This is a genomic window from Roseateles sp. GW821-FHT09G03 (assembly GCF_059416045.1).
On record NZ_JBWKOK010000001.1, the window covers coordinates 1,588,742 to 1,613,087 of the forward strand.

Here is a 24,346-nt window from a genome sequence, read left to right on the forward strand (position 1 = left end):
CCGCTAGGATCGATTCATCCCTTCCTGAGGAATCGATGTGAAGCCGAGCACCATCCAGCCGCCCGACGGCTCCGCGCTGGCCCGTGAGCTGTACATCCGCCCTGGCGTCGGTGTCGCGGCCCACGTGCTGCAGGGGCGCGGCTTGCAGATCCTGCGGATGCGCGTCGACCTGCCCGCGCTGATCCTCGTCGATCGCGGCATCAAGACCGTCAAGCCGGCTCGCGGGGCCAGCGTGCGCGCCCAGCCCCGGCAGGCGCTGCTGCTGAGCGGCAACCAGACCGTCGACTTCACGAACCTCGTCGCCGAGGGAACGCAGTACGAAGCGCGCTGGCTGCTCTTCGACGGCGAGTTGCTCGACGACGCGTACTACGCCGCCCGCGTCGCGCAGAGCGAGCGAACGGGGCCACCGCCGGCCCCGGTGCGGTTGCTGTCGAAGGTCCGGCCCGGCCTGTCCGAAGCCTTCGAGCGCGCCCGGCAGGCGCTCGCCCCGAACCCCGCGTTACCCGACGCCATCGCACGCCAGCGCGTGCTGGAGGTCATGCACTGGCTGCTGGAAGACGGCCTCGTGCTGCGATCCGCGCCCGTCGATGCCAGTGTCTCCATCAGCGTGCGCGCGTTGATCGCCGGACGGTTGGACGAGGACTGGACGACCGCACGCGTCGCCGGCGCGATGGCGATGTCCGAAGCCACGCTGCGACGCCGGCTCGCCGCCGAAGGCGCCTCGATGACGGCCTTAATCGTCGACGCCCGCATGGCCTCCGCGCTGACCTTGCTCCAGGCGACCACGCAGCCCGTTTCGGAGATCGCGCGCGCCGTGGGCTACGACTCGCCTTCCCGCTTCGCCGTGCGCTTCCGCGAGCGCTTCGGCTTCGCGCCCACGTCCGTCCGCGGACACGAGCGCGCGGATTGACTCAAGCACTTCAACGCCCTCATCGGAACGACATGATCACCGTCCATCACCTCGGCCATTCCCAATCGGAACGCATCTTGTGGCTCTGCGAGGAGCTCGGCATTCCCTATGACATCAAGCGCTACACCCGCGATGCGGTGACACGGCTATCCCCGCCCGAACTCAAGGCGCTGCATCCGCTCGGCGCCGCGCCGCTGATCGAGGACGGCGGCCTGCTGCTGGCCGAGTCGGCGGCGATCGTCGAGTACCTCATCGCGAAACACGGTAGTGGCCGTTTGAAGCCCGGCCCCGATCACCCGGACTTCGCACCGTTCCTGTACTGGTTCCACTTCGCCAACGGCAATCTGCAGCCGGTGATGCTGCGACGCATGACGCTGGGACGCGCATTGCCGGCCGACCATCCGGTCCTGACGGCGACGCAGGAGCGCCTCGACAAGGTGCTGGCGCTCGTCGAAGCGCGGCTCGGCCAAGCGCCCTACTTCGCCGGCGACGACTTCAGCGCGGCGGACATCATGAGCGTCTTCTCGCTCACGACGATGCGGTTGTTCATGCCGGTCGATCTGGCGCCGTATCCAAACATCCGTCACTATCTCCAGCGCATCGGTCAAAGGCCCGCCTACCAACGGGCCATGACGACCGGTGACCCGGCACTGACGCCACTGCTGACCTGATCCTGCGCTCGCTCAATCCCAACTCTTCGCCGAATTGACGATGATCACGACGGCGAAGAACGTGCCGATCGGGAAGGCGAACAGCAGCGGCAGCGCGACCAGGATGCTAGGACCTCGCGCCCACTTCCGGGTGCGCATCGCCGCGCGGGACAGCAGGAGATGGCCCGCCCCGAAAGCAAAGATGACGGCGGCCCCCACGGCCGCGCCGACATCCAGCGCGCCCTGGCGCCCGAACACCAGCCCCAGCGTGAACAGCAACGCCAGGATCAGATAGAGCACTCCCACGACCTTGTGCGCGCCAGCGACACGGCCACTCGGATGCGGCCCGCTCCAACCACGCGATGACGAGCTGTCGGATTCGACGGCAATGGACATATTCCCTCCCTGTTGAAAAACCTTCCTGAGCGCTCCCGTTCCTCGGAAGTCGCCCGGGCCGGCCCATGGGCCGGCGTGGCGCTCAGCGCTTCTTGACGACCACGCTCCCGACCGAGTACCCCGCCCCGAACGAGCAGATCACTCCCAGGTCGCCCTGCTTGAGGTTGGCGCGGTGCTCGTGGAACGCGATCACCGAGCCGGCGGATGCCGTGTTCGCATACGTGTCCAGGATCAGCGGCGCGATCTCGGCGCCGGCTTCGCCGCCGACCAGCTTCTTGATCACCAGCTGGTTCATGCCCAGGTTGGCCTGGTGCAGCCAGTAGCGGCTGACGTCGTTCGGCTGGATGTGCAGCGCGGCCAGGTGGTGCTCGATGTGCGCCGCGGCGATGGGCACCACTTCCTTGAAGACCTTGCGGCCCTCCTGGCGGAAGGTCTTGTCGCGCCCGTCGGGATCGCTGTCCTCGGCCTTGTTCATGAAGCCGAAGTTGTTGCGGATGTTGTTGGAGAACTGCGTCGCCAGCTTGGTGCCCAGGATCTCCCACTGCTCCGTCGCCGTCGCCAGGTCGGCGCGCTCGACGACGATCGCCGTGCACACGTCGCCGAAGATGAAGTGGCAGTCCCGGTCCTTCCATTCCAGGTGCGCGGACGTGATCTCCGGATTCACGATCAGCACGCACTTGGACGCGCCCGAGCGCACCGCGTTGTACGCCTGCTCCAGCGCGAAGGTCGCCGACGAACACGCCACGTTCATGTCGAAGCCGTAGCCGCCCGCGCCCAGCGCCTGCTGGATCTCCACCGCCATCGCCGGGTACGCGCGCTGCATGTTCGCCGCCGAGCAGAACACCGCGTCCACGTCCTCGGGCTTCTTCCCGGCCGCCGCCAGCGCCTTGCGCGACGCGTCGACGGCGATCTCCGCCATCAGCGACAGCTGGTCGTCCGCGCGTTCCGCGAAGCGCGGGTACATGCGCGTCGGGTCCAGCACGCCTTCCTTCTCGATCACGTAGCGCTGCTTGATGCCCGAGGCCTTCTCGATGAACTCCACGTTCGAATGCACCAGCGCCTCGCGCGTGCCGGCGGCGATGGCCTCGGCATGCTCGGCGTTCTGCAGGTCCACGTAGCGGTTGAACGAGTCCACCAGCTCGGCGTTGGTGATGACGTGCGGGGGCTGGTAGAGCCCGGTGCCGCTGATGACGACGGAATGCATGTGGCTTGTCTTCTGATGTCGCCCGTTGCAGGGCCAAGGGGGCGAAGTTTAGCGAACTGCGCCCAAAAGCCCCCGGACGATGCATGCTGCACCGCAGCGTGGCGACGGCTCCCTGCAGCACGCGTAGAATGGGTCACCGGGCCCAAATTTTGGGACCCGGTATTTTTTTGGCCGGGTCCCAAGTCAAGCGCTCGCAGCCCAGGGCGTGCACTGCATCAACGCAGCCCGACTTTGCGACTTTGGACCATGGAAATCTTTGACTACGACAACATCCTGCTGCTGCCGCGCAAGTGCCGCGTGAACAGCCGCAGCGAGTGCGACACTTCCGTCGAGTTCGGCCCCCGCCGCTTCAAGCTGCCGGCGGTGCCCGCGAACATGAAGACGGTCGTCGACGAGTCCATCACCGAATGGCTGGCCGCCAACGGCTACTTCTACGTGATGCACCGCTTCGACCTCGATGCCGTCGCCTTCGCCCGCACGATGCGCGACAAGGGCCTGCTGGTCTCCATCAGCGCCGGCGTCAAGGAGGCGGACTACGCGATCATCGACCGCCTGGCCGCTGAAGGCCTCGGCGCCGACTACATCACCATCGACATCGCCCACGGCCACGCCGACGCCGTGCAGCGCATGATCGCCCACATCAAGCACAAGCTGCCGGACACCTTCGTCATCGCCGGCAACGTCGGCACGCCCGAAGGCGTCATCGACCTGGAGAACTGGGGCGCCGACGCGACCAAGGTCGGCATCGGACCGGGCAAGGTCTGCATCACGCGGCTGAAGACCGGTTTCGGCACCGGCGGCTGGCAGCTCTCGGCGCTGAAGTGGTGTGCCCGCGTGGCCACGAAGCCCATCATTGCCGACGGTGGCATCCGCCATCACGGCGACATCGCCAAGAGCGTGCGCTTCGGGGCATCGATGGTAATGATCGGCTCGCTCTTCGCGGGTCATGAGGAATCGCCGGGCAACACCGTCGAGGTCGATGGCAAGCGCTACAAGGAGTACTACGGCTCCGCGTCCGACTTCAACAAGGGCGAGTACAAGCACGTCGAAGGCAAGCGCATCCTCGAGCCCGTGAAGGGTCATCTGGCCGACACGCTGCGCGAGATGGAGGAGGACCTGCAGAGCTCGATCTCCTACGCCGGCGGCCGCGCCCTCGGCGATCTGCGCAAGGTGAACTACGTGGTCCTCGGCGGAGAAAACGCCGGCGAGCACCTGTTCATGTAAGGCAGCCCGGTATCATCCGGCCCGTTGGTGCTCGCGCCCGGCTCCCTGCCGGCGCAGTTCAACGGGAATCAGGAGGGGCCGCACCCGCACGGTCGTGGCCCCAACCTGAGCTGCCCCCGCAACGGTAAGCGGAAGGCGCGTTCTTGAAGCGCGCGGCTCGTGTCTGAAACCACTGGACGGTCGTCCGGGAAGGCAACACGGGTTCATTCTTCCGACAGCCCGGATACCGGCCAACAGGCGGATCGTCGCCGTCCTTCCAGGAGGATGGCGCGTCCATTCCGCATGCGGCCGCGGGGAAGCGGCCGTCTGCCGCTGCTTTTCCGATTCCGACATGCAAGCCTCTTCTCCCCGCGCCGCGCTGCGCGCCGTCGCCCGTGCTTCGGCGACCGCGCTGGTCGCCCTGCCCGCCCTGTCCATCGTCGCGTCGAGCGCCTTCGCGCAGACCTCCCTCGATCCCGTCGTCGTCATCGGCACGCGCGAACCGCAAGCCTTGAGCAAGAGCGTGGCGGACATCGTCCTGATCGACCGCGACACCTTGCGCGACAGCGGCGCCGCCAGCGTCGAAGAGGTCCTGCGCCGCTACGCCGGCCTGCAGATCCTGCAGAACGGCGGTCCCGGACAGACCGCCGGCTACCTGCTGCGCGGCACCAACACCAACAGCACCGTCGTCATGATCGACGGCCTGCGCATCGGCTCCGCGACGCTGGGCCAAGCGGCCTTCGAAGCCTTGAGCCTCGACCAGATCGAGCGCATCGAAGTGCTGCGCGGACCCGCTTCGGGCCTGTACGGCTCGGACGCCGTCGGCGGCGTGATCCAGATCTTCACCCGCCGCGGCCAGGGCCCGCTGAACATCACCAGCGGCGTCGCCGTCGGCGAATACAACGCCCGCAAGGCCGACTTCGCGCTGAGCGGCGCGCAGGCCGGCTTCGACTACGCGGCCAGCATCGGCCGCGAGACCAGCGACGGCGTGTCGGCGATCCGCCCGAACGACATCAACGGCTACTACAACCCGGACCGCGACGGCTTCCGCCGCACGGCGGCCACGGCGCGCCTGGGCTTCACGCCCGCGGAGGGCCACCGCATCGGCGTGAGCGCCTCGCAGAACAAGCTCAACGCGCAATACGACAGCGCCAACTTCGGCGGCCCGCCGGACTTCCTGGCCGATCCGACGCCCGACTTCCGCAACCACCTCACGACACGCGTCGTCAGCGCCGATTACCGCGGCACGCTCTCGCCGATCTGGACCACCACCGCGCAGGTGACGCACGGCATCGACGACTCGCGCGCCGGCGCGCCGGATCCGCTGCCGTTCAAGACGACCCGCGATCAGGCCACCTGGCAGAACGCCCTGCGCCTGGCGCCGGACCAGCAACTGCTGCTCGCCTACGAGCGGCTGTCGGAGAAGGCCGACGGCGTCGTCACCGAGACGCTCAAGCGCCACAACAACGCCTACATCGCGGGCTACACGGGCCAGTTCGGCGCGACCTCGCTGCAGGCCAACCTGCGGCGCGACGACAGCTCCGCCTACGGCGGCTTCACGACCGGCACGCTGGGCGCGAGCTACGCGCTCACCGAGACGCTCAAGGTGCGCGCGCTCGCCGGCACCAGCTTCCGCGCGCCGACCTTCAACGACCTGTACTACCCGTTCTACGGTCGTCCGGACATCCAGCCCGAACGCGGCCGCAGCATCGAGCTGGGCGTGAACTGGCGCTCCGGCGCGAGCAGCGCCTCGGCCACGGTGTACCGCAACAAGGTCCGCGACCTGATCGTCTACAACCCCGATCCCACCGGCACCGAGTGCCCGGCAGGCTTCTTCGGCTGCGCGGACAACATCGGCCACGCCAAGCTGCAGGGCGCAACGCTGAGCGGCACGCATCGCTTCGGCAACCTGAGCCTGGCCGCGACGGTCGACTTCCTCGACGCGCGCAATGTCGAGACGGGCGCTCGCCTGCCGCGTCGCGCGGCGCATCAGGAGAGCGTCTCCGCCGATTACGACACCGGCGTGTGGAGCATCGGGGCATCGCTGACGGAAGTCGGCGCGCGGCCCGATGTCGGCGCCCAGCTCGGCGCCTACGCGGTGACGGACCTGCGCGCGACCTGGCGCTTCCTGCCGCAGTGGCGCCTGGAGGCCAAGGTGCTCAACGTCGCAGACCGCGACGTGCAGCCGGTCTACACGTACCAGGGTCTGGGCCGTCAGGCCTGGGTCGGGGTGCGGTACGACATGAAGGGCTTCTGAGCCCTTCGACGCCGATCGGGGTCGCGCGGCGAAGTAGTCGCGCGGTCTTCGATCGGCGCCGCATCGAGTGGTAGCGATGCCACTGCGGCATCCATCACAGCGACTCCCCCGACGCGGGGGACGCTTTCGCGCGGAAGCCACACGCGCCCCCTTTAGCATCCCGCCCCTTCAGCAACAAACACGACAAGTCGGGGAGTGGGTGATGGCGTGGATTTCGAAGTCCTGGGGACGCGGCGTGATGGCCGTTCTGGCGGCGTTGGCCGTCGGGGCGCTGCTCAACGGCTGCGGCGGTGGCGGGGACGATGACTGCAAGGTCACGGGTGACCGCCCCACGGTGTACTACACGCCCAGCGTGCCGCTCACGGGTCAGACGGCGCAGGACGCGCTGACCTACAAGCTGAACCAACGCAGCACCTGGACCTTGCAGCCGCGTGGCATGACGCAAGCCTGCCTCACTGGGTTGAAGGTCGAGGTCCGCGATGCACAGTTCGGACTGCCTGCCGGCTTCACGCTGAACACGACGACAGGCACGATCGACAGCCCCGTCATCACGCGCCCCATCGAGGGCACCTGCTTCGTCCTTTCGACGAACCCCAACGCCTCGACGCTGCCGTACAGCTTCACGTCGACCAACCGGGTCTGCCCCGAGGGCTACAGGTTGTCGGAAGAAACGACGGCGCTGATCGTCACGTCGGATCACTACAACCAGGCCACCCGGGTCGTCACTGCCGTGGCCTTCCAACCGGCCCCATAAAACTCGAATCCTCGGTCAGGGCGCCGCGCGCGCGGCGATGCATTCGATCTCAACCCGCGCGCCCAGCGCCAGCCCGTTGCAGCCGAACGCGCTGCGCGCCGGCAGCGGCCGGTCGCCGAAGAACGCGCGGTAGACCTCGTTGAAGACGCCCCACTCCGCCATGTCGGCGAGCATCACGGTGCAGCGCATCAGGTGCTCGACGCCGAGGCCCTGCGCATGGAGCGCGGTCTCGATGTTGCGCAGCGTCTGAAGCGCTTCCGCGCGGATGCCGCCTTCGACCAGATCCAGCGTGCCGGGCTTGTTGCCCAGCTGACCCGACAGGAACACGAACGGCCCGAAGGCCGTGCCCTCGGGGAACGGCACGCTGGCGGGGAGGATGAGGCCGCTGTTGAAGCGGTGGATGGCATCGGGTTGAACGGTCATGGGTGATCCCTTCGTGTCCGCAATCTTTCCATCGCCTTGGCGAGTGGCTGTTTCATGACGTCCTCGTCGTACAGGAAGTCGCCGCCGCCGGGGCGGTAGGACGCCAGCATCAACGCCGCGTCCTCGATCGCTTCGTCGCCGTCGGCATGGTCCTCCAGTGCGGCTTCAAGCGCATTTGCCGCAGCCATCGACACGTCCTCCCCACGGAGGAATCGCTCGATCATCTCCACCAATTCGCGATCAGCTTCGCCGCTCGCGATGCGGATCGCCTCCCGCTGCAACGGCTCTGAAGCGCGGACGATCTCGTTCCAGCAGGGACGAGCGGCGACGACCTCCTTGGCCTCCCGCAAACCGATCGAGAACTTGAGCCTCACGGCCTTGATCGTTTCCACGATGTACAGGCCTTGCGCGTGGCATTGATCGATGTAGGCGTTGAGCTCATCGATCGACTTCGTAGCCCCCTCGTTCATCGTGTCATCCCCATCGCCGCCTCCAGCTGCGCCGGATCGAACACCCTTCCCGCCTTGATCGTCTTCACCACCTGCCGCAGCGCGGCGATGTCCTTCAGCGGATCGCCGTCCAGCAACACCATGTCCGCCTGCTTGCCCGCCGCGATCTCGCCGCGCTGGCCGGCCACGCCCAGCACCTGCGCCGGCGTCAGCGTGGCCAGGCGCAGCACCTCCGCGTTGGGAATGCCCGCGCGCACGTAGAGCTCCAGCTCGCGATGCAGCGTGTAGCCCGCGAAGGCATCCGTGCCCGGCATCAGCGTGACGCCGCCGTCGTGCAGTCGCTTGACCAGCTGCAGCAGCCGCGGCAGCGCCTGCCGGTACGCCTCCTCCTTGCCCGGCGGCACCGCCACCGCGCCGGACAGCAGCCGCCGTCGCACGGTCGGCGGGAAGCGCTCGACCATGCCCTTCAGCGCCGCCGGCGGCTCGCCCGGCGCGCCCGAGTACAAGCCCTCCAGGATCGCGACCGTTGGATCGAGCACCGTGTGCCTGCGCCGCAGCTCCGCGATGAAACCCGTCACCGGCGCGCTGTCGAGGTCCAGCTGCAGCAGCTTCTCCGCCATCACCGTGTAGCGGTCCTTGCCGCGCGTGTCGGCGACCTCGGGGAAGAAGTTCAGCACGATGAAGTTCAGGTGCTGGATCTCGTCCGCGCCCGCGTCGATGAACTGCCCCGCCCGCATGAACGCCGGCACGTGGCCGCTGACGCGCAGTCCGCGCGCATGCGCCATGTCGGCGATCGGTCGCACCAGCTCCGGCTTGAAGGACGAATAGATCTTGATCTGCTCGTAGCCGCGATCGGCGTACCAGTCGACCGCCTTGCGCGCCTGCTCGACGGTCTCGACGCGCACGTCGGTCGGGCCGGCCAGCGGACCGACGCCTTCGACGATGCCGGCCTTCACCACGCGTGGGCCGAGCTCGGTGCCGGCATCGAAGCGCTTCACGCGCTCGATCAGCGGAACGTTGTCGTTGGCCATGTCGCGCGCGCTGGTCACGCCGGCGATCAAGTCGAAGACGCCGTCCGTGCCGGAGAAATGCTGGTGCACGTCCCACAACCCCGGCATCAGGAATCGGCCAGCGGCCTCGATGACCTCGGTGCCTGCGGGCGCCGGCGATCCGTCGTCGGGCTCGACGCGCACGATGAAGCCGCCGCGGATCAGCACCCGCATGTCTTCGCGTGCGATCAGATCGCGCGGCTCGAACAGCCGCGCATGGCGGATGAGCAGGTCGCCCTGCGGCACATGCGTCATCCGCTTCGCGAGGTCGGCGGACCAGCGCTTGTCCGCGTCGCGCTGCGCGGCGGACAACCGCGCCAGTGCCGGCACGTCACGCGCTTCCAGGACCTCGAACCAGTCGTCGATCACGGCCGCCGTCTGCTGGCGTTCGTCGAGCCACACGGCCACCGGCGTGAAGTCGATGCCCGAGATCAGATGCAGCGTCAGCCGACGTCCTCCCGCCGCGATCGTCGGCCCCTTCGTGAGCGTCGCCTCACCGGCCGGCAGCAGGGCCAGGCGTTGCCCCGGCGCCTTCAGCAGCGCGCGGGCGAGCACGCCGGTGAACTCCGGCGGCGCGTTGGCGGGCAGGTAGAACGCCCCCGCCTCCGGCCACGCCGTGCCGCCCTGCTCCACGCGGTTCTTCCAGGACGCCTTGCCGTCCGCGCGATCGAAGCGTTCCGTGAGCGGGACCTTCCAGTAGTCGTTGCCTTCGGCCTCGTAGCGCAGCGGCAGGCCGCGCGCATCGAGCGTCCATCGCGCGCGGAGCTGATCGCCGCGGCCGCGCTCGCTGAAGGCGTAGTCGACCAGCACCTCGTCGCCGTGGCGGCTCAGCGCCTGGCGGCCGACGGTCATGCCGTGGATCTGGACCTGCGACATCAGCGCCTTCGCGCCCGGCAGGACCTGCGGCGCGGGCAAGGCAGCCTGCGCCGCCTGCGCGTCGGCGGCCGTCGGCGCCCATTGGCGTTCGTGATCGTCGTGCGCGCGAGCCGCCGGTGCCCACAGCCCGGCGCACAGGGCCGCCAGCAGCGTGATTCGATGCGTCGTCTTCATTCCCAGGTCTCCGTCATCAGCCGGCGGAAGTTGCCGTGCAGGATCTTCTCGATGCGCGCCGCGCGGTGGCCACGCACCGACAGCAGCCGCGCCAGCTGCTGGTACTGGTCCGGCCCGCACAGGTCCGGCAGGAACAGGCCCACGTCCGCCGTCTCGCCCGGCGCGCCGATGCCCAGGCTGCGGCGCAGCGCGATCTCGTCCTCGAGGTGCCTGCGGTAGGCGGCCATGTCGTCGTAGTGCGTGCTGCCGCCGTCGGAGCCCAGGCCGACGTGGTCCTCGCCGCAGACGTCGATCGCGTGCTCCAGATGCGCGATGAGGTCCTCCGCATGCGGCTGGCCGCTCAGGCGCAGGTAGGGCATGAAGTACAGCCCGACCACGCCGCCTCGCTCGGCGAGCAGGCGCAGCTCGGTATCGCTCTTGTTGCGCGGGTGATCGGCGATCGCGCGGCAACCGGTGTGCGTGATCGCGACCGGGTGCGTGGCCCGCCGCAGCGTGTCCAGGCAGGTGCGCTCGCTGCTGTGGCTCAGGTCGACCAGCACCCGCCGCTGCTGCAGGCGCTCGACGACCTCGGCGCCGAAGGCACTCAGGCCGTCGTCGTCAGGCACCGTCGCGCCGCAGCCGACCGCGTTGCGGCCGTTGTAGGTCAGCTGGATCACGCGTACGCCCAGGTCGGCGAAGTGGTCCACGGCGGCCACGTCGGTACCCAGCATCTCCGTGTTCTGGAAACCGTAGATGACGCCGATGCGGCCCTCCCGACGCGCAGTGGCGAGGTCCTCGCCCCTGCCCACCTTGAGCAACTGCGGATGCGCCGCGATGAACGAGTCCCAGCCGGCGATGTCGCGCTCCGTGGCGGTGCGCGGATCGTCGCTCCCGGCCACATGCCCGAGCGTCACGTTGACCGCATAGAGCCCCGACGCCAGCGCGTCGTCCAGCGAACGCGCATCGACGTCCTGCGCGCTGCTGGCGTACGCCATCTTCTGACGATCGCCGGGAGTCGGCTGCGAATGCGGCTGCAATTGCGGCTGCAATTGCCGGTTTGGGTTGTCCAGGACACCGAGGGCGTTCAGGACGGGCAGCAACGAGGGCTTCATGCGTGCGTGGACACCATGTTCTTTGAGGGATGATCGCGCTTATTGCCCCGCGGTCTCCAATTCCTTGGACGGGTTCCCCGGACGGGACCGCCGACAACTCTAGAAGATTATTCTAATCATGCCCACGAAGACCGCCAAGGCCGTCGCGAGGACCGAGCAAGTACTGAAGGCCGCCTACCCGGACGACCGCGCCGAGACCAAGCGGCTGATCCTGGCGCAGGCCCTGTCCGCGTTCAACGCGCGCGGCATCGAGGCCACGACGATCGACGACCTGCGCGCGGCCAGCGGCCAGAGTGTGGGCACGATCTATCACCACTTCAAGAACAAGGAAGGCGTGGTCGCGGCGCTGCTGTTCGCGGCGGTCGACGACCAGAGCCGCGCCATCGCGGCCCGGATCGGCGGACTGGAGGACAGCCACGCGGTGGTCGACGCCCTGATCACCGCCTATGTGGAGTGGATCACCGAGCATGCGGACCTGGCGCGCTTCTACTTCATCGCCCGCGAAGTCGTCGCGGGCGGGCCGTTCGGGGATGACCTGCGGACGCGGATGGCGACCCGTTATGGACCGATCGACGCGTGTTTCGCGCGCGACGTGAAGTACGGGCGCGTGATGCCGCTGCCGGAAGAGCTGATCCCGGCGCTCGTGCTGGGGGCGGCGGAGTGGTACAGCCGATCGTGGCTGGCGGGTCGCCGGCTGGCGAGCCCGGCGGACCGGGGAGCGATCCTGGCAGAGGCCGCCTGGCGGTCCATCGCACGGCACATCTGAGCGGCGTCGCCTGGGGTCAGGTGTTGAGCCGACGCAGCGCTTCGAGGAATCGCCCCGCCGCGATATCGGACGGCCACGGCTCCCACGGCGTACCGCCGTAGGCGGCGTGCAGCGGATCCGCATCCAGCACCGGATGGGTGATGCCCAGCACCTCGCGCACTTCGCGCTCGGACCAACCCGTGCAGCGCACGGCCTCGGTCGCGGCGGCGGTGCTGTCGGCGCGCTTGTGCGTCGCGTGCGTGGCGGGCGTCCACGCGGGCAACTGATATCGGACGGCGATCGCCGCCATCAGCCGGTCGCCAACCACGCGGAAGGGCTCGCCCAGCACGCGCTTGAGCGGCGAGATGCAATCGAATCCGAGGAAGCCCTCCTCGGCATCGTGCAGGAGTTCGGCGCGCTGGAGCGCGGGCGACAAGGGCTCGCCGGCCTCCTCCGCCCAAGAGCGGCGCAGCGCGAGCACCAGCAGCGAATGCTGCGCGACCGACAGCGGCCAGGGCCAGACGGACTCACCGCCCCAGCGGTAGGTGCGCGCCAGGCGCAGCGCGAGGTCCTCGTCGGTCCAGGCGTCAGGGGACGGATTGATCAGGTCGAGCGCGGCCCCGGAGGGCAGGCGGATCCAGGCGCGGGGGCTGTCGGTCATGCGATCGACTGTAGCGAGCGCCGGGACACGCGCTGTCAGCAGGGACGACCGCCGCGGCGGCCGCCGCGTGCTCAGTCCATCTGCTCGCGCAGGGCCTTGGCCTTGGCGCGGTAGAACTTCGCCGAGGCGGCATTGCCCGCCTTCTCGAAGCGGTCGGCGACGGACGTCGCGGCCTTCGCGGCCTCGTCGAAGGCCTGGATGAACACCTGGCGGTCCTCGCTGGGCACGAGCTTGCCCTGCTCGAAACGGCCGGCCATGTAGCCCTGGTCGGGGATGTCGACGACACCCAGCGCCAGTTCGCCCTTGGCCACGCGGCCGAGGAACATGCGCTTCACGGCGGCGCCCTGCTGCTCCTTGAGCACGCCCAGGCCGTCGGCCCGGTCGGCGGCGCAGGCGCCGTCCCAGCGTGCCGATCCCGCGGCCCAGCCGTCGGGCAGCGTGGCCACGTTGCAGGCGGCCAGCGTGGGCTGGCAGGCGGCGGTCATCACCAGGCCCGACAGGGCCAGCAGGCGGAAAGCAGAGATCAGGCGGAGCTTCATGATGACGAGTATCCATGCGGCGACGCGCACCGGTGGGCGCGCGTCACGGAGATTGAAACAACGGGTGTCGCGGCAGGCGGCGCCCCCGGGCGGTCGGAACCGACGCCCGGGACCGGCGACCACGGCCGCCGCCCGGGCAGCAGGTCGCTCGGGCAGCAGGACGCCGGGAGATGACTCAGACCAGACGCGGCGCCCACTGCGCGACCAGCGAGCGGCTGGCCTCGAAGTGCATCGCGTCCTCGGTGCGGAACGCGGCGCCCCAGTACCAGCCATGGCGATTGAAGATCGGCGCGATCAGCGTCAGGCCGACCTGCACCTTGCTGTCGCCGCGACGGTCCAGGACGCCGTTGAGGGTCAGGTCGATCGCCGTGCCCCACGAGTGGTTGGAGATGCCGGTCGTCGAACCGCGGATGTTGCGGCAGCAGAGCATGCCGGCGGTGCCCAGCGCCGCGTAGACGGCGGGCTGTTCCTTGCGGATGTCTTCCATCACGGCGGCCAGGCTGTCGACGGCCAGGTCCAGGCCGGTCGCCCGGAAGGGCCCCACCGACTTCGACACGATGTGCTTCTTCAGCTTCTCGTTGGTCAGCGGCTGGCAGTCCTGCGTGTACGAGTGACGCGGCTGGCCCAGCGACTGGACCATGTAGGACGAGGACACGGCCACCAGGCCGGGGTTCATCGTGTGCGCGTCGGGGCGCGGCACCAGCGTGGTCAGCAGGGCGCGGGCGCTGCCGGCATCGCCGCTGGCGGCGACGTTCTGCGGCGTCGCCGCGGAGGTGCTGCCGGCACTGGTGGCCGGGGCGGAGGTGGCGGTGTGGGTGGCCGCGGGATGCGAGGCGGCAGCTGCCGGGCGGGAAACCGCAGCGGGCGCCACGCGGGCGGCCGGCGACGCGGCGTGCGTGCTGGTGGCCGGGGCGGCGGCGCTCAGGCGGCGGAAGGTGCCGCCGTTGGGATCGACACGGCCGTCGGGCTTGCTCATGAAACCGCGCTGGAAGCGCAGGATGCCGTCGACCGTCAGCGGGCCGCACAGGCCGTCGACGCGACCGCGGTAGAGCTGGCGGGCCGTCAGCAGACGCTGTACGGATTCGACGTCGGCCTTGCGGTTCTTGCCGGCGGCGCCGACGGAATCGATGAGATGAGCTTGCACGCGAGGATCCCCTTGCTGTCGAAAACGGATGGCGATTGCATTCTGGGCATCGGCCTCCGACCGCGACATTGACCAAGGTCACGCCGACGGCCTCGCGTCCCTCGCAGCTGTGACGGGCGGTAACGCGGAGCGCACGGAAGGACCGGAGCGCCCCGCGCGTCCCGAGCGCCCGCTATGCCGCCGCCGCGGCGCCGACCAGCTCGCAGAAGCGCGCCATGTCGACGTTGCCGCCGCTGATCACGATGCCGACGCGCTGGCCCTTCAACTGGTCCTTCATCGCCTTCGCCGCGGCGAAGCCCAGGCAGCCGGTCGGCTCGACCAGCATCTTCATCCGCGACGCGAAGAAGCCCATGGCGTCGACCAGTTCCGCGTCAGTCGCGGTGAGGACGTCGTCGACGTGCTGGCGGATCAGCGCGAAGGTGATGTCGCCGAGGTGCGGCGTCTGGGCGCCGTCGGCGATGGTGCGCGGCGTATCGATGGTGACGATGGCGCCGCTGCGGAACGACTGCTGGCCGTCGTCGCCCGCTTCGGGCTCGACGCCGTACAGCGTCGCCTTCGGCGAGAGCGCGCGGGTCGACAGCGCCGTGCCCGACAGCAGGCCGCCGCCGCCCAGCGGCGTGAAGACGGCGTCGAGCGGACCGACCTCGTCGAACAGCTCCTTCGCGGCGGTGCCCTGCCCCGTCAGCACATCGGGATGGTCGAAGGGCGGGATGAGGGTCAGGCCATGCTTCTCGGCCAGGTCGCGGCCGATCTGCTGGCGGTCCTCGGTGTAGCGGTCGTAGAGGACGACCTGACCGCCATAGCCGCGCGTCGCGGCGATCTTGGCGGCGGGCGCGTCCTGGGGCATGACGATGGTCGCCGGCATGCCGAGGATGCGCGCCGACAGGGCGATCGCCTGCGCGTGGTTGCCCGACGAGAACGCGACCACGCCGAAGCGGCGCTGCTCCGGCGTGAAGCGCGAGAGCGCATTGAACGCGCCGCGGAACTTGAAGGCGCCCATGCGCTGGAAGTTCTCGCACTTGAAGAACACCTGCGCGCCGATCAGTTCGTCGACGGTGCGCGAGGTCAGCACCGGCGTGCGATGCGCGTGGCCGTCGATGCGGCGGGCGGCGGCCTCGACGTCGGCGTAGGTCGGAAGGGCCACGGGCGTGGCGGCGTTGGGGGACGTGGCGCTCATCTCTGCTCCTGAACGAAGGGCCGGGACATCATGCCGCAGGGCTGTATCGGAACAGTGTCGGGCGAGCCATTCAGCGGGCCGTCCGTTGGCCGTTGCATCGGCCATTGCGCTTGTCGTTCAGGCCTGCCAGACCCCGTAGCCCGCTTCGCGCAGGCCGATGGCGAGCTCGACCTCCATCTCCCGCGCGGCCTCGTAGGGCATCGGGTTGTAGACCTCGTACAGCTGCGGCAGCAGGCGCAGGCCGTAGTCGAAGACAAAGCGGTTGGACTGGATGCCGGCCTTGTGCTTGTCGAAGCGCAGGTCGGGATCGAGCCCCGTCATGCCCACGTAGACGAAGGGCATGCCGAGCCGGTAGTCCGGATTCGCCTTGCGGAAGCGCGGCTCGTTCCACACCTGGTCGGCGAGCTCGACGACGTAGACGTAATGGTGATGGCGCTTCTCGCGCGGCGCCTTGACGGCGGGCTTCGCAGCCGGCTTCTTGGGCGTTTTGGCAGCAGGCTTCGCGACGGTCTTCTTCGACGCCGCGACAATGGTTGTCTTCTTCCGCTGCCCGCCCTCGCCCGCCATGCCGCTGTCCCCTTACCTCGCTACCGCCCCGGTGCTCGCCGAGCGCGTCTTCGTCCATGAATCCGCCCAGGTGATCGGCGACGTCACCCTCGGTCCCGACAGCTCGGTCTGGTGCAACGCGGTGCTGCGGGGCGACGTGAACCGCATTGTGATCGGCACCGGCACCAACGTGCAGGACCTGACGATGGGGCACGTCTCGCACAAGCACCCGAAGAAGCCGGAAGGCTCGCCGCTGATCATCGGCGACCACGTGACGGTCGGCCATTCCGTCATCCTGCACGGCTGCCGCATCGGCAACGAGTGCCTGATCGGCATGGGCAGCATCGTGATGGACGACGTCGTCATCGAGGACCGCGTGATGCTGGGCGCCGGCAGCCTGGTGTCACCGGGCAAGGTGCTCAAGAGCGGCCACCTCTACATGGGCCGACCCGCGATGCCCGTGCGCGAACTCACCGCCGATGAGATGGCCTACCTGAAGTACTCGGCCGAGCATTACATCCGGGTGAAGGACAACTACCTGGGCGCTTGAGGATGTTCTCGCTCTTCTGTCCTCACCTCCAACCGGCCAGGCGCGCAGGGGCGCTCCTCCTGTGCGGGGTGCTCGCCACTTCCTCGGCCCTGGCGGCGCCGCGCACATTGCCGGAAGATTTCGCGCCAGCGCTTGAGCGCATCCGAATCGCGGCCGCGCAGCGCGATGTCTCCGCCTTGCGCGCCATGATGGTCGAGGACTTCACCTGGAGCTTCGGTGGCGACGGAAGCGCCGACCAGGCCGTCGAAGCATGGAAGGCCGATCCTTCGGCGATGCCGGCGCTCGCGAAGGCGACGCGGATGCCGTGCGGATGGATCTCCAAAGAGATCGTACAGTGCCCGGCCTCCACGAAGCTGGGCCATCGTGCCGGATTCAAGCTCATCGATGGGCAATGGCGGATGGTGTACTTCGTGTCGGGCGATTGAGTTGAGCCGCTGCCCTTGCCACCGCGAACCCGATCAGGACGCCCCACTCGCGCCAGAGTGATTTCTTGATGACTTCTTCGGTCATCCGTCCTCCCTGTTTCCACAGCGGCGGATTTTGACCTGCCGGAACACTGCCGCATGGCCGCTGCCGACCAGACTTCCCTCTTCGACGACCTCGACCCGCCCGCCGACGCGTTGCCTGAAGGCATGGCGTATCGCTCGGGCTTCCTGTCGTCCGACGAGGAATGCGCGCTCATCGCGCTGGTCCGTTCGCTGCCGTTGGGGGCCGCGCAGTACAAGGAGTACACCGCCCGGCGTCGCGTCGTCAGCTACGGCGGCAGCTTCGACTACGACAGCAACCGGCTGCGTCCGGCGCAGGCGCTCATCGAGGAACTGCAGCCGCTGCGGCGACGCGTCGCAGAATGGGCCCGCATCGCGCCGGAGGCGCTCGTGCATGCGCTGGTGGCCGAGTATTCGCCCGGCACGCCACTGGGCTGGCATCGCGACGTGCCCGACTTCGAAGAGGTCTTCGGCGTGTCGCTCGGCGCATCCGCGACGCTGCGCTTCCGCCCCTACCCGCCCGATGCGCCCAAGCGCGCGGACGTCATCAAGGTGAGCGTCGAGCCGCGATCGATCTACGCGCTGCGAGGCCCCTCGCGATGGGCGTGGCAGCACAGCGTCTCACCGGTGGAGCGGCTGCGCTGGTCGATCACGTTCCGCACCGCACGGCGGGATCGATGAAGGCGCTCATCCGCTGATCGCACGGCGACCGGCCCGTCGGCATCGCCGCGCTTGACCGTGTTCGCGCGTCGCCACTACGATGACAACCGCTCCGCAGTCGTTTCGTTCTGAACTGATCTGCACCGGGCCGTAAGCGTTTACGTCAGCCAACGCGCAACCCCACTGGCATTCCGACGCCTCAGCGTCGTGCCGGCTTGCGCACAGGCATACCATGACCACGCATTCCACCACGGTCCGTTCCACGCTCAACCATCTGAGCTTCCCCTCCCACGACGTCCCCGCGACCGCTGCCTTCTTCGAGCAGTTCCTCGGCTTTGCCGTGCTCGCGATGGGCAGCAGCCGCGTCGTGAAGAAGGACGCGCTCGACATCGTCCTCGAGGACGCCCGCGACCGCGACATCACCTGGCCCGGCAACTTCCACATCGGCGTCGAAGTCTCGACGCTGACGGACCTCCAGCGCATCCACGCCGACATGGTCGGCGCGGGTGTGCCGATGGAGACGAAGCTCATCTCGCACGCGCGGGGCTCGCGCTTCTTCTGCTGGATGCCGGGACGGCTGATGCTCGAGGTCAACACCCGCGAGGACGCGGCGCCGGAGTTCCGCAGGACCTTCGCGAGCCAGCAGGGCTGAGAGCTCGACGACCCGCCTGAAGGCGGATGACCGAAGGCTGAGGAACCAGGCAGGCGGACTCAAGCCGCCGGCTTGGCCTTCTTCGGCTTGGCGGCCGCGTCGTTCAGCGCCGCGGCCGCCTTGAACAGCGCCTTCAACGCCGTCTCGTCGATCTTCTCGCCCTTGCGGATGTCGATGGCGCGGCGCGCGTTGCCGTCCAAGCTCGAGTTGAAGAGCCTGGACGGATCCGCCAGCTTCGCGCCCTTCGCGAAGGTCATCTTCACGACCTCCTTGTAGGTCTCGCCGGTGCAGATCTGGCCGTTGTGCTCGAACACCGGCGTGCCGCGCCACTTCCACGTTTCCTCGACGCCCGGCACCGCCTCCTTCATCAGCTTGCGCAGCCGCGCGAGCATCTCGCCGCGCCAGTCGCCGAGCTCCTCGATCCGGGCGTCGATCATCTTGGAGGCATTCACGCCGGGGACGTTGTCGTCGCTGGGCGCGCCGCTTCTGAAGGTGCTCTTGACGGCCGGCTTGACCGTCTTCTTCGCCACGTACGTCGCGGCGTGCTTGGCGGAGGTCTTCGCGGCGCCGGCCAAGGGCTTCTTCTTCGGATCGGTGGTGCTGGGCATGCGGGTCTCCGGGGTCAGTTCTTGAGCTGCTGGATACGGATCATGTTCCCCGCCGGGTCACGCACACCGAAGTCACGCACGCCGTAGGGCTGGTCGATAGGCTCCTGCACGATCTCCGCGTCCCGCGACTGCAGGCGCTGGAAGGTCGCGTCCAGGTCCTTCGCGCCGAGCAGCAGCATCGCGTAGGTGCCCTTGGCCATCATCTCGGCGATGGTGCGCTTCTCCTCGTCGGTGAGGCCGGGCGTGGCGTTCGGCGGAAACAGGACGATCGAGGTGTCCGGCCTGCCCTTCGGCCCGATCGTGATCCAGCGGTTGCCGCCGAAGGCGACGTCCTTGCGGATCTCGAAGTCCAGCCCGTCGCGGTAGAAGGCCAGCGATTCCTCGGGGTCCGTGTGCGGCAGGAAGGTCGAGTGGATGGTGATGTCCATGCTTGTCTCCAGATGAGTGATTCCAGGTGTTGTCAGAGGGCTTGGCGGCCGTCGCCGCCGGGGTCCGGACCCTTGGAACGCAGTCTAGGGGGACGATTTCTCCGGCGCTTCTCGATTCCTGATCGGACGCGTCACCTGCTTGGCGACGCAGGACGGCAGGCCTTCCGCCTCGGACGCCGAGTCGCGGCGGTAGACGCTCGGCGGTACGCCGACCAGCTCGGCGAAGCGCGTGCTGAAGGTGCCCAGCGAGGAGCAGCCGACCTCGAAGCAGACCTCGGTGACGCTGAGGTCGCCGCGGCGCAGCAGCGCCATGGCACGCTCGATGCGTCGGGTCATGAGGTAGGCGTAGACCGACTCGCCGTAGGCCAGCCGGAACTGCCGGCTGAGGTGGCCGGCCGACATGCCGATGCCCTGCGCCAGCGCCTCGACGTCCAGCGGCTGGGCGTACTCGCGGTCGATGCGGTCCCGCACGCGTCGCAGGCGCGCGAGGTCGCGCAGGCGGGTGTCGGGGGTCTCGGGACAGGTCATCCGGACATCCTATCCGCGGGTCCCGTCTCCCAGGGCCTGCGGAGTCCGCCCGCGATAATGCTGGATAACCCGCAGAAGAGTCCCCGCATGGAAATCAAGGTCAACTTTCTCGACAAGCTTCGCCTGGAAGCCAAGTTCGATGATTTCACGGTCATCGCCGACCAGCCCATCCGCTACAAGGGCGACGGCTCGGCGCCGGGTCCGTTCGACTATTTCCTGGCGTCCTCGGCCCTGTGCGCGGCCTACTTCGTCAAGCTGTACTGCGTCACCCGCGACATCCCGACCGAGAACATCCGTCTCTCGCAGAACAACATCGTCGACCCGGAGAACCGCTACCAGCAGATCTTCAAGATCCAGGTCGAGCTGCCGGCGGACATCTCCGAGAAGGACCGCCTGGGCATCCTGCGCTCCATCGACCGCTGCACGGTCAAGAAGGTGGTGCAGGCCGGGCCGGAGTTCGTGATCGAGGAGGTCGAGAACCTCGATGCCGACGCGCAGGCCCTGCTGACGCTGAATCCGGATGCGACGGCGGCGACCTACATCCCGGGCAAGGACCTGCCGCTGGAGCAGACCATCGCCAACATGACGGCGATCCTGGCGAACCTGGGCATCAAGATCGAGATCGCCTCCTGGCGCAACCTGGTGCCCAACGTGTGGTCGCTCCACATCCGCGACGCGCATTCGCCGATGTGCTTCACCAACGGCAAGGGGGCCACCAAGGAAAGCGCCCTCGCCTCGGCCCTGGGCGAATACATCGAGCGCCTGAACAACAACCACTTCTACGCGGGCGTGTTCTGGGGCGAGGACATCGCCAACGCCGCCTTCGTGCATTACCCGGACGAGCGCTGGTTCAAGCCCGGCCCGGACGATGCGCTCCCTGAAGGCCTGCTCGACGAGCGCTGCCTGGCCTGGTACGACCCCGACGGCGAATTGCGCGCCTCGCACCTGATCGACACCAACTCGGGCAACGTGGCGCGCGGCATCTGCGCGCTGCCTTATGTGCGGCGGTCCGACGGCCAGACGGTCTATTTCCCGTCCAACCTCGTCGAGAACCTGTACGTCAGCAACGGCATGAGCGCCGGCAACACGCTGGCGGAAGCGCAGGTGCAATGCCTGTCCGAGATCTTCGAGCGGGCCGTCAAGCGCGAGATCCTGGAAGGCGAGATCGCCCTCCCCGACGTGCCGCAGGCCGTGCTGGACAAGTACCCCGGCATCGTGGCCGGCATCCGCAGCCTGGAGGAACAGGGCTTCCCGGTGCTGGTGAAGGACGCGTCTCTGGGCGGCGTCTATCCGGTGATGTGCGTGACGCTGATGAACCCGCGGACCGGCGGCGTGTTTGCGTCTTTCGGCGCGCATCCCAGCCTGCAGGTCGCGCTGGAACGCAGCCTGACGGAACTGCTGCAGGGCCGCAGCTTCGAAGGCCTGAACGACCTGCCCCGGCCCACCTTCGCGAGCAACGCCGTCACCGAGCCCAACAACTTCGTCGAGCACTTCATCGATTCCAGCGGCATCGTGTCGTGGCGCTTCTTCAGCGCCAAGGCCGATCACGCGTTCGTCGAGTGGGACTTCTCCGGCCAGGGCGCCGACTCGAACGCCGAGGAGGCCGCCACGCTGTTCGGCATCCTCGACGACATGGGCAAGGAGTCCTACATGGCCGTGTACGACCAGCTCGGCGCGACGGCCTGCCGCATCCTGGTGCCGGACTATTCGGAGATCTATCCGGTCGAGGACCTGATCTGGGACAACACCAACCAGGCCCTGGCGTTCCGCGCCGACATCCTCAACCTGCACCGGCTGGACGATGAGCAGTTGGCGGCGCTGCTGGAGCGCCTCGAAGACAGCGAGCTCGACGACTACACCGACATCGCCACGCTGATCGGCATCGACTTCGACGAGAACACGGTGTGGGGTCAGTTGACCCTCCAGGAGCTGAAGCTGCTGATCCATCTGGCGTTGGGGCAGCTCGAGGAGGCGCAGGAACTGGTCGGGGCCTTCCTGCAATACAACGAGAACACGGTCGATCGCGGCCTGTTCTACCAGGCCGTGAACGTCGTGCTGGAAGTGCTGCTGGACGACGAGCTGGAACTCGACGACTACGTCGTCAACTTCCGCCGGATGTTCGGGGACGAGCGCATGGACGCGGTGCTCGGATCCGCGGACGGCAGCGTGCGCTTCTACGGCCTGACGCCGACGAGCATGAAGCTGGAAGGCCTCGACCGGCATCACCGCCTGATCGACAGCTACCGGAAGCTGCACGTGGCGCGGGCCGCCGCAGCGGCCCGCTGACATCGGGGGAGCCCGACGGGCTCGCCTCCGACACCTGGCCCTACTTCGCCGCCGCCGGGAAGGCCGGCAGCTTGCCGATGTCGCGCGGGTCGTGCTGGATGATGACCGTGGCCTTGAGGTTCTTCTCGATCTGCTTCACGCGTTGGATCGAGGCGAGCGTCTGCGCGCGGTCGTCGTTGAAGCTGGGCACGCCGTCGTGCTCGTAGTTCTCGTGGAAGTGGACGGAGTCCCCGCTGAGGATCACCGGCCCCATTTCCTTCAGACGGACCAGCAGGATGCTGTGACCCGGCGTGTGGCCCGGCGCGCGCAGGACCATGACGGTGCCGTCGCCGAAGACGTCCTTGTCCGCGGTCAGCGCGTCGACCTTGCGCTTCTCGGCGATCCACTCGGCGAAGCCTTTCGCGTTCGCTCCGGCCATCGGCGGCGTCGCGTTGATGGCTTCCCAGTCGGCCTTGCCGATCAGCAGCGTCGCGTTCTTGAACAGGCTCACCTGGCCGGTGTGATCGGCGTGGAAGTGGCTGATGCCGACGAACTTCACGTCCGCGGGATCGACCTTGATCTGCTTGAGCAGATCGCCCAGCGGCTTGTTGGTCGCGTTGGGCGCGGAGCCCGGCAGGTAGCCGGTGTCCCAGACCATCACGTCGGAGCCGTGCCGGATGACGTAGCAGCTGAAGGTGAAGGGCTTGCTCGTCTCGGTGTAGGCGAAGGTGTCGCTGAAGCGCCGCGGGTCGTTGGTCCCGTTGCCGCAGTCGAGCCGCGTCAACGTGACCTCCTGGGCCGCCGCCGACAGGGAGAAAAGTGCGCCCGCGGTGAGCGCCATCCAGAAGCGTGTGGTCATGTCGTCGTCTCCTTGATCGCGGGGATGATAGCCATGAACCGACGGGGCGTGCTCACGTCTTCATGCGCCCAGTCCGCCTGGGCCTTGAAGCGATTCGAACGATCCAAGAAGAAACGGGACCCCGAAGGGTCCCGTCGTGAGTAACGGCGCCGGCTTCCCGAACACCTCGGCACGCTGGCGCCGGGATGTTCGGGGACGCAGTCAGCCGATCAACGCGTCGACACGGCCATCAGCGCATCGCTGTTGCTGGTCGAGTAGCTTGGCATCGCGGCGTGGGAGGCCGTGGCCGACGCCCCCGAGAACGACGCCATCGCCGAGATGAGCGCATCCGCCTGACGATCGGTGTTGGCGGTCCGCGCCGAGGCGCTCGACATCGGCAGGCCCTTCACCTTGTTGTCGATGTCGGCGAGCGACCAGGCAGTGCCGTCGGCGAAACGGATCTGCTGCAGCGGGTTGTAGTTGTTGGACGGGCTGCCCGAGTTGTAGAAGAACGCCGACACGGTGACGGTATCCGTCGTTCCTGCGATGCCGATCACCAGGTTTTCACCGGAGCGCGTCGTGGTCACGTCACCGGACGAGATGCCGTCCTTCAACTGCAGGACGTTCAGCTTCGAAGACGACGAGTCGTATTTCGACTGGATGCTGTCCTGCCCGTCACCGCGGCCGAACACGTAGGTGTCGTTGCCGTTGCCACCATACAGCGTGTCGTTACCGACACCGCCTTCGAGGACGTCGTTGCCGTCGCCGCCGTTGAGGGTGTCGTTGCCCTCCCCGCCGTACAGGGTGTCGCTGCCGCCGTTCCCTGATAGCGAGTCATTGCCGGCCTGGCCACGGATGACGTCGGCGCTCACAGTGCCGCTGATCGAATCGTTGCCCGCAGTGCCCCCGAAGTAGCGCGACAGGATGTCGTCGATGCCCCAGGTCGTGCCGTCGGCGAACCGCACCTGCTGTACCGGGTTGTAGACGCTGCGCGGATCATCGTTGTTGAAGAAGGACCCGATCGTGATCTTGTCGGTCGTGCCGGCGATGCTCAACACCAGGTTCGAGCTTTCGCGCGTGGCGA

Annotated in this window: 27 protein-coding genes and 1 riboswitch; of the genes, 11 read left to right on the plus strand and 16 right to left on the minus strand. The window is 68.2% G+C overall.

Features of this window, described 5'->3' with window-relative positions:
* Nucleotides 1–37 precede the first annotated feature (37 nt).
* Together AC07OZ_RS07115 and AC07OZ_RS07120 are read left to right on the plus strand one after the other, a co-directional pair.
* Nucleotides 38–910 carry a helix-turn-helix transcriptional regulator gene (locus AC07OZ_RS07115; protein ID WP_495466438.1) on the plus strand — a complete coding sequence of 291 codons (873 nt, stop codon included), beginning with the start codon at nt 38–40 and terminating at the stop codon, nt 908–910.
* Between the two features lie 32 nt (nt 911–942).
* Nucleotides 943–1,581 carry a glutathione S-transferase family protein gene (locus tag AC07OZ_RS07120; protein ID WP_495466439.1) on the plus strand — a complete coding sequence of 213 codons (639 nt, stop codon included), beginning with the start codon at nt 943–945 and terminating at the stop codon, nt 1,579–1,581.
* Nucleotides 1,582–1,593: 12 nt separating this feature from the next.
* Here the strand turns inward: AC07OZ_RS07120 and AC07OZ_RS07125 are convergent, their stop codons facing one another.
* Both AC07OZ_RS07125 and AC07OZ_RS07130 read right to left on the minus strand, forming a co-directional pair.
* Entirely contained in the window at nt 1,594–1,956 is a 363-nt protein-coding gene (locus AC07OZ_RS07125; RefSeq protein ID WP_495466440.1) for a hypothetical protein, read from the minus strand.
* A gap of 82 nt (nt 1,957–2,038) precedes the next feature.
* Nucleotides 2,039–3,160, minus strand: coding sequence for a beta-ketoacyl-ACP synthase III (locus AC07OZ_RS07130; protein WP_495466441.1), 1,122 nt, complete (start codon nt 3,158–3,160; stop codon nt 2,039–2,041).
* A gap of 246 nt (nt 3,161–3,406) precedes the next feature.
* Between AC07OZ_RS07130 and AC07OZ_RS07135 the strand changes: the two genes are divergently transcribed.
* From AC07OZ_RS07135 to AC07OZ_RS07145, 3 genes are all read left to right on the plus strand, one after another.
* Nucleotides 3,407–4,384 (plus strand): GMP reductase, encoded by a 978-nt coding sequence (locus AC07OZ_RS07135; RefSeq protein ID WP_495466442.1) that lies wholly within the window; start codon nt 3,407–3,409, stop codon nt 4,382–4,384.
* Nucleotides 4,385–4,392: 8 nt separating this feature from the next.
* A riboswitch (cobalamin riboswitch) is annotated at nt 4,393–4,633 on the plus strand.
* Between the two features lie 82 nt (nt 4,634–4,715).
* Entirely contained in the window at nt 4,716–6,620 is a 1,905-nt protein-coding gene (locus tag AC07OZ_RS07140) for a TonB-dependent receptor domain-containing protein (protein WP_495466443.1), read from the plus strand.
* Nucleotides 6,621–6,822: 202 nt separating this feature from the next.
* Complete coding sequence (locus AC07OZ_RS07145) at nt 6,823–7,374, plus strand: hypothetical protein (RefSeq protein WP_495466444.1); 552 nt, start codon at nt 6,823–6,825, stop codon at nt 7,372–7,374.
* 15 nt (nt 7,375–7,389) lie between these two features.
* Here the strand turns inward: AC07OZ_RS07145 and AC07OZ_RS07150 are convergent, their stop codons facing one another.
* From AC07OZ_RS07150 to AC07OZ_RS07165, 4 genes are all read right to left on the minus strand, one after another.
* Nucleotides 7,390–7,797 carry a RidA family protein gene (locus tag AC07OZ_RS07150; RefSeq protein WP_495466445.1) on the minus strand — a complete coding sequence of 136 codons (408 nt, stop codon included), beginning with the start codon at nt 7,795–7,797 and terminating at the stop codon, nt 7,390–7,392.
* Nucleotides 7,794–8,189 (minus strand): hypothetical protein, encoded by a 396-nt coding sequence (locus tag AC07OZ_RS07155; RefSeq protein ID WP_495466446.1) that lies wholly within the window; start codon nt 8,187–8,189, stop codon nt 7,794–7,796. Before AC07OZ_RS07155 ends, AC07OZ_RS07150 begins: the two co-directional genes overlap by 4 nt.
* A 74-nt stretch (nt 8,190–8,263) precedes the next feature.
* A complete protein-coding gene (locus AC07OZ_RS07160) occupies nt 8,264–10,345 on the minus strand; it encodes an amidohydrolase family protein (RefSeq protein ID WP_495466447.1) in 2,082 nt (693 codons plus the stop codon).
* On the minus strand, nt 10,342–11,436 hold the full coding sequence (locus tag AC07OZ_RS07165; protein ID WP_495466448.1) for a dipeptidase: 1,095 nt from the start codon (nt 11,434–11,436) through the stop codon (nt 10,342–10,344). The genes AC07OZ_RS07160 and AC07OZ_RS07165 overlap by 4 nt, the downstream gene beginning before the upstream one ends.
* A 118-nt stretch (nt 11,437–11,554) precedes the next feature.
* On the opposite strand from AC07OZ_RS07165, the gene AC07OZ_RS07170 reads away from it, so the two are divergent.
* A complete protein-coding gene (locus tag AC07OZ_RS07170) occupies nt 11,555–12,202 on the plus strand; it encodes a TetR/AcrR family transcriptional regulator (protein WP_495466449.1) in 648 nt (215 codons plus the stop codon).
* 16 nt (nt 12,203–12,218) lie between these two features.
* Here the strand turns inward: AC07OZ_RS07170 and AC07OZ_RS07175 are convergent, their stop codons facing one another.
* The 5 genes from AC07OZ_RS07175 to AC07OZ_RS07195 form a co-directional block, all read right to left on the minus strand.
* Entirely contained in the window at nt 12,219–12,842 is a 624-nt protein-coding gene (locus AC07OZ_RS07175) for a phosphohydrolase (RefSeq protein ID WP_495466450.1), read from the minus strand.
* 71 nt (nt 12,843–12,913) lie between these two features.
* Nucleotides 12,914–13,381 (minus strand): hypothetical protein, encoded by a 468-nt coding sequence (locus AC07OZ_RS07180; protein ID WP_297529972.1) that lies wholly within the window; start codon nt 13,379–13,381, stop codon nt 12,914–12,916.
* A gap of 175 nt (nt 13,382–13,556) precedes the next feature.
* A complete protein-coding gene (locus AC07OZ_RS07185) occupies nt 13,557–14,525 on the minus strand; it encodes a M15 family metallopeptidase (protein WP_495466451.1) in 969 nt (322 codons plus the stop codon).
* Nucleotides 14,526–14,697: 172 nt separating this feature from the next.
* Nucleotides 14,698–15,702, minus strand: coding sequence for a threo-3-hydroxy-L-aspartate ammonia-lyase (locus AC07OZ_RS07190; protein ID WP_495466452.1), 1,005 nt, complete (start codon nt 15,700–15,702; stop codon nt 14,698–14,700).
* Nucleotides 15,703–15,819: 117 nt separating this feature from the next.
* Complete coding sequence (locus AC07OZ_RS07195; RefSeq protein WP_495466498.1) at nt 15,820–16,095, minus strand: hypothetical protein; 276 nt, start codon at nt 16,093–16,095, stop codon at nt 15,820–15,822.
* 172 nt (nt 16,096–16,267) lie between these two features.
* Here AC07OZ_RS07195 and AC07OZ_RS07200 point away from each other — a divergent pair, with 172 nt between their 5' ends.
* The 4 genes from AC07OZ_RS07200 to AC07OZ_RS07215 all read left to right on the plus strand — a co-directional run bounded on the left by AC07OZ_RS07200 (nt 16,268) and on the right by AC07OZ_RS07215 (nt 18,595).
* A complete protein-coding gene (locus AC07OZ_RS07200; RefSeq protein WP_495466453.1) occupies nt 16,268–16,798 on the plus strand; it encodes a gamma carbonic anhydrase family protein in 531 nt (176 codons plus the stop codon).
* A gap of 68 nt (nt 16,799–16,866) precedes the next feature.
* Nucleotides 16,867–17,223: a hypothetical protein gene (locus AC07OZ_RS07205; RefSeq protein ID WP_495466454.1), complete on the plus strand. Its 357-nt coding sequence runs from the start codon at nt 16,867–16,869 to the stop codon at nt 17,221–17,223.
* A 138-nt stretch (nt 17,224–17,361) separates the two neighbouring features.
* The gene (locus AC07OZ_RS07210; protein ID WP_495466455.1) at nt 17,362–17,964 is read left to right on the plus strand and encodes an alpha-ketoglutarate-dependent dioxygenase AlkB; all 603 of its coding nucleotides are present in this window, start codon (nt 17,362–17,364) and stop codon (nt 17,962–17,964) included.
* Between the two features lie 211 nt (nt 17,965–18,175).
* Complete coding sequence (locus tag AC07OZ_RS07215) at nt 18,176–18,595, plus strand: VOC family protein (protein WP_495466456.1); 420 nt, start codon at nt 18,176–18,178, stop codon at nt 18,593–18,595.
* Nucleotides 18,596–18,654: 59 nt separating this feature from the next.
* Here the strand turns inward: AC07OZ_RS07215 and AC07OZ_RS07220 are convergent, their stop codons facing one another.
* From AC07OZ_RS07220 to AC07OZ_RS07230, 3 genes are all read right to left on the minus strand, one after another.
* Entirely contained in the window at nt 18,655–19,032 is a 378-nt protein-coding gene (locus AC07OZ_RS07220) for a DUF1801 domain-containing protein (protein ID WP_495466499.1), read from the minus strand.
* A gap of 185 nt (nt 19,033–19,217) precedes the next feature.
* A complete protein-coding gene (locus tag AC07OZ_RS07225) occupies nt 19,218–19,631 on the minus strand; it encodes a VOC family protein (protein ID WP_495466457.1) in 414 nt (137 codons plus the stop codon).
* 84 nt (nt 19,632–19,715) lie between these two features.
* Nucleotides 19,716–20,159 (minus strand): helix-turn-helix transcriptional regulator, encoded by a 444-nt coding sequence (locus tag AC07OZ_RS07230; protein WP_495466458.1) that lies wholly within the window; start codon nt 20,157–20,159, stop codon nt 19,716–19,718.
* 87 nt (nt 20,160–20,246) lie between these two features.
* Here AC07OZ_RS07230 and AC07OZ_RS07235 point away from each other — a divergent pair, with 87 nt between their 5' ends.
* Nucleotides 20,247–22,445 (plus strand): OsmC domain/YcaO domain-containing protein, encoded by a 2,199-nt coding sequence (locus AC07OZ_RS07235; protein WP_495466459.1) that lies wholly within the window; start codon nt 20,247–20,249, stop codon nt 22,443–22,445.
* 40 nt (nt 22,446–22,485) lie between these two features.
* Here AC07OZ_RS07235 and AC07OZ_RS07240 read toward each other — a convergent pair whose 3' ends face one another.
* Nucleotides 22,486–23,283, minus strand: coding sequence for an N-acyl homoserine lactonase family protein (locus AC07OZ_RS07240; RefSeq protein WP_495466460.1), 798 nt, complete (start codon nt 23,281–23,283; stop codon nt 22,486–22,488).
* 209 nt (nt 23,284–23,492) lie between these two features.
* Nucleotides 23,493–24,346, minus strand: an 854-nt coding sequence (locus AC07OZ_RS07245; RefSeq protein WP_495466461.1) for a calcium-binding protein, incomplete at its 5' end; no start/stop codon positions are given.